This window comes from Geminicoccus flavidas (assembly GCF_009806515.1).
In the GTDB taxonomy this organism is placed as follows: Bacteria; Pseudomonadota; Alphaproteobacteria; order Geminicoccales; family Geminicoccaceae; genus Geminicoccus; species Geminicoccus flavidus.
This window is the reverse complement of record NZ_WUJP01000663.1, coordinates 1-4,628: the sequence shown is the minus strand read 5'-3', so window position 1 is coordinate 4,628 and position 4,628 is coordinate 1. Positions and strand designations below refer to the sequence as shown.

Sequence of the window (4,628 nt, the reverse complement as noted above, 5' to 3'; positions counted from 1 at the left end):
CCGGGGCCGCCTGCATCCTGACCGGCGGCGTGCTGCTCGCCCGCGACGGGCGCTGAGCCGGCCAGGCGATCGGGCCGCCGTGCCTGCGCTGGACCGGGGCCGCAACCATCCTCATGCTGCGCGCGCACCCTTTGATGCGTGGCAATCAGCGGAGGCGAGCATCGCCCAGATCGTGAACCATCCGGCCCATGCGGGTTGGCAGGCGCTGCAGCGGTTCCGGGCCACCGGTGCCGCCGAGGCGCTGGTGGAGGCCGCCTGCAGCGTGATCGAGGGCAAGCAGGCCGCGGCACCGGTGCAGGCGACCCTGGCCGAGCGCACCGATGACCTCGTTCTCGGTGATGCCTATGCCGACACGCTTCTGGCCCGGCTGCTGCTGGCGGAGCGGGCCGACGACGACGACGCGGATTCGCCCTTCGCCCTGCCCGACCAGGGCGAGCCCGGCCGCTGCCATCCCTTCGTGCCAGCCGGGCTGGCCGATAAGCTGTTCCAGAACCTGGCCGATGCCGAGCACCCCGCGGTCGTAATCGCCGGCTGGCTGCAGGTGATCTTCCCGACAGCGGCGGTCGAGCCACGCTGGACCCACCATCTCAAGGAGATCCCCGATCACGCCAGCGCGCTCGCCCAGGACGTGGTCCGGCGGATCTGTGCCGCACCCGGCGGGGGTGGGGAGGAAGTCGCCGAGCTGGTCCTGATTGCCGCCGGCCTGCTGGAGCCCTCGGCACGCGATCACCTCCCGAGGGCGCCAGCGGCGGTCGCCCGGCTCGACAATGTCTGGCGCGAGGAGCTGCCGCAGGCGATCAACGCCTGGGCCTGGAGCGACGACGCGTTCGCCGGCTTCCTGCCGGTGCTGGAAGCTCTGCTGGCGCTGCCGATGGAAGGGGAGCCCGAGGACGGGTCCGACCTGATCCACGCCCGCCCGCACCTCCTGCTCGAGATCGCGAACATGGTGAGCCGCTACGATATGGACCGCCGTTCCCGGGTCATCGAGAACTGGCCGCCGGACCAACCCCTGCCCGTGAACTTCATGTCCGAAAAATACCCGGACGGCGGATACGAAGTCATGTCGATCGACCCGGCACCGGAGCAGATCGCGGCGCGCCCGGCGATCCTGGCCGCGGCCCGGCGCTTCTCCGCCGTGGTGGCCGATGCCCACCACCTGGCCTGCCCGCTGCCGCGCCACCTGATGCGCGGCCTTGCCGCCGACCTGCGCCGGTTCGATGCGAGCCCCCGCGACGTGGGCTGGCTGTTCCTCCTGGCCGATCAGATGGTGCCGGACTGGGACTTCAACTGGCTGGGCGATACCACCGACTGGCCCGACATGGACCGGCACCGCCACCCCGCCACCATCCGCGCACCGATGCTGGGCGACACCATCGACGAGATCCGCGCGCTCGGCCTGGACGCGCTGGCGGACGCGCTGACCGTCTGGCTGCTGGGAACCCAGGTCCTGTTCTGGGACGGCGACCTGGGCCTCCCGCCGGCGCGGGTGCGATCGCTCGTCCTGGCGATCACCACCCGCGAGACGACGATGCGCGCGGCGCTGGACCGGGTGGTGGTGGCCTGCGCCGAGGCCGCCGGGCGCGGTTCCCGCCACGCCGCCGTCTATGCCCGGCTCCTGCAGAGCCTGATCACCCCACCCAAGCGATCCAGCCTGGTCGCATTGGCCGGCCCCCGCTGACGGCAGTGGGGGCTATGCCCTGTCAGCGCATCGCCTGCTTCAGCGCTTGATCGAGGTCGGCGATGATGTCGGAGGCGGTCTCGATGCCGACCGACAGCCGCACCACGTCCGGGCCGGCACCGGCCGCCACCTGCTTTTCCGGGGTGAGCTGGCGGTGCGTGGTGGAGGCCGGGTGGATGATCAACGAGCGGGTGTCGCCGATATTGGCCACGTGGCTCAGCAGCTCGCAACTATCGACCACCTTCACGCCCATCTCGTAGCCGCCCTTCACGCCGAAGGTGAAGACCGAGCCCACGCCGTTCGGGCAGTACTTGTCCAGCAGCTTCGTGCGGTTCCTCTCGAGCCTGGCATAAGACACCCAGGATACCGCCGGGTGCCCTTCCAGGAAGGCCGCGACTTTGTCGGCGTTCTCGGTGTGCCGCTGCATGCGCAAGGGCAGGGTCTCGATCCCGTTCAGGATCAGGAAGGCGTTGAATGGCGACATGGCCGGGCCCATGTCGCGCAGCCCGATCGCCTTGTTGCGCACGGTCAGCGCGAAGGTGCCGAAGGTCTCGTAGAAGCTGAGACCATGATAGGCCGGGGTGGGCTTGGTCATGAGCGGGAACTTGTCGTTCTGCGCCCAGTCGAACCGGCCGCCCTCGACGATGCCGCCGCCTACCGAGTTGCCCTGGCCGCCCAGATACTTGGTGAGCGAGTGGACGACGATGTCCGCCCCCCATTTCAGCGGGTTGCAGAAGTAGGGGCTGGGCAGGGTGTTGTCGACGATGAGCGGGATGCCTGCCGCATGCGCGATCCCGGCGATTGCCTCGATGTCGGCGACGATCCCGTCCGGGTTCGACACGCTCTCGATGAACAGCGCCTTGGTCTTGGGCGTGATCGCCGCCTTGAAGTTGTTCGGCTCCCTGGGGTCGACGAAGCTCACATGCCAGTCGAACTGCGGGAAGGTGCCGCTCATCTGCGCGATCGAGCCGCCATAGAGGCGGTTGGACGAAACCACATGGTCGCCCGGGCTCAGCAGGTTGAGGAAGGTCAGGAACTGCGCGGCATGGCCGGACGCGGTGGCGCAGGCGGCCGTGCCGCCCTCCAGGGCCGCGAGCCGCTCCTCCAGCACCGACACGGTCGGGTTGGTCAGGCGGCTGTAGATGTTGCCGAACTTCTGGAGGTTGAACAGCGCCGCCGCGTGGTCGACATCGTCGAACACGTAGGAGGTGGTCTGGTAGATCGGCACCGCTCTGGCACCCGTGGTCGGGTCAGGGGCCGCCCCCGCATGCACCGCCAGCGTCTCGAACCCGTAGCCCGTCTCTTCCGCCATCGACTGTCTCCCATCCGGCATGTGACGCGGTGCTGCATGAGAAGCCCATAACTTTCAAGCTCCGCCGGTTTCCGGCATGGTCCGCACCCATGAAGCTCGCGCGACGCTCCTTCCTGGCCGCCCTGCCTGGACTCCTGTCCGCCTGCGCCTCGATCGGGCCCCTCACCATCGTGCGCGACCAGCGCGACTATACCGAGGCCATCGCCGATGCCGCCAAGCGCCAGGTGCTGGGTGCGGTGGTGCGGCTGCGCTATGGCGACCATGTCAGCTTTTTGGACATCGGCTCGGTCGTGGCCGGCTATCAGTTCGAGAGCGGGATCGGCACCGGCACCGCGCTCACCAGCGGCCTGGACCTGGGCGAGAACGTCCGGCTCTCGGTGGATGGCCGCTATATCGACCGGCCCACCATCACCTGGCAGCCGGTGGCCGGTGCCGCCCTGTCCGAGCGGCTCCTGCAGCCTCTGCCGCCGGGCGTGGTCGCGGTGCTGGGTCTTACCGGCTATCCGCCCGAGATGGTGTTCGGCCTGACGGTGAGCTCGATGAACGGCCTGTCGAACGGCTCGACCCGGCCCGGCGAATCGATCCCGGCGCACCCGCGCTGGGAGATCGTGATCGACCGGTTCCGCGTGCTGCGCACCACGGGCGTGCTGGGGATCCGCACCGAGCGCGACGGCCTGGGCCGGCCGCGCTTCGTGCTGGTCGACGAGAGCCGCGGCACCGACCGGCGGGTCCAGGACATCCGGATCCTGCTCGGCCTGGATCCCGACGAGAACGAGTTCCCGCTGGTCTACGGGTCGGGTGCCGGCGACGGTCACGAGATCCGGATGATCACCCGCCCGCTCCTGGAGGTGCTGCTCGAGGTGGCCGGACGCATCAAGGTGCCGGCGGCCGACGTGGAATCCGGCCGCACACCCGCCACCGTCACCGACGTGCCGAGCCAGCCGGTCCTGCGCATCGAGGCGGCCGAGGAGCGGCCGGATGGCGCTTATGTCGAGGTCGACTATGGCGATGGCTGGTTCTGGATCGACGACCGCGACTATGCCAGCAAGCGGACCTTCACCTTGCTGATGCTGCTCGTCTCCCTGGCCCAGACCGATTCCGACCGCCAGCAGCCGCTGCTGACCATCCCGACGGGGTGAGGGCGCAGCGACGCGGGCAGGCGCGGGCGGTCCCGGCTAGCGGCCAATGTCCTCCATGCGCAGCTCCGTCACGCCCATCAGGGTGATGTCACCCAGGCCGAACATGCGCTGGTCGAGGTGATGCAGCTGCCCGGTGTGAATGACCAGCGCCTGCTCTGTCCGGTCGCCGAGCGTGGCCGTGGCAAGTTCGAAACCGATGTCGTCGGCGTTCAGGGCGCCATCCTGGTTGCTGTCCAGCATGTCCGCCGTGATCGCCAGGAAGAAGTCGCTCTCCGGGTCGGGGCCCCGGGAATCCGTCCAACTGATTGACAACTGGTCCTCGCCGCTCACGAAGTCGGCGATGATCGGGTTCAGGTGATTCCCCTGATCCGGGTCCAGGTCGGGGTTCCCCGGCACCTCGAACTCGATCCGGAAGTTGTCGGCGCCGGTGCCGCCCCACATCCGGTCGGTCTGGCCATCCGCGCGGAACTGGCCGAGCCCGCTCACGGTGAGGACATCG

Annotated in this window: 4 protein-coding genes; 2 read left to right on the top strand and 2 right to left on the bottom strand. The window is 69.3% G+C overall.

All coding sequences use genetic code 11. From position 1 onward, the window contains the following. The first annotated feature begins 172 nt into the window (after positions 1 to 172). Positions 173 to 1,678: a hypothetical protein gene (locus tag EQG76_RS18815; RefSeq protein ID WP_159715906.1), complete on the top strand. Its 1,506-nt coding sequence runs from the start codon at positions 173 to 175 to the stop codon at positions 1,676 to 1,678. A gap of 22 nt (positions 1,679 to 1,700) precedes the next feature. Here EQG76_RS18815 and EQG76_RS18810 read toward each other — a convergent pair whose 3' ends face one another. Continuing rightward, on the bottom strand, positions 1,701 to 2,990 hold the full coding sequence (locus EQG76_RS18810; protein ID WP_159715905.1) for an O-acetylhomoserine aminocarboxypropyltransferase: 1,290 nt from the start codon (positions 2,988 to 2,990) through the stop codon (positions 1,701 to 1,703). Positions 2,991 to 3,079: 89 nt separating this feature from the next. On the opposite strand from EQG76_RS18810, the gene EQG76_RS18805 reads away from it, so the two are divergent. Next, a complete protein-coding gene (locus EQG76_RS18805; protein WP_159715904.1) occupies positions 3,080 to 4,129 on the top strand; it encodes a hypothetical protein in 1,050 nt (349 codons plus the stop codon). Between the two features lie 36 nt (positions 4,130 to 4,165). On the opposite strand, the gene EQG76_RS18800 is transcribed toward EQG76_RS18805, so the two are convergent. Beyond that, a partial coding sequence (locus EQG76_RS18800) for a hypothetical protein (protein ID WP_159715903.1) occupies positions 4,166 to 4,628 on the bottom strand: 463 nt, incomplete at its 5' end.

Bases quoted from the DNA above. Each gene is read 5' to 3' on its own strand.
- EQG76_RS18810 (WP_159715905.1), bottom strand. From the start codon at position 2,990: ATGGCGGAAGAGACGGGCTACGGGTTCGAGACGCTGGCGGTGCATGCG.
- EQG76_RS18805 (WP_159715904.1), top strand. From the start codon at position 3,080: ATGAAGCTCGCGCGACGCTCCTTCCTGGCCGCCCTGCCTGGACTCCTG.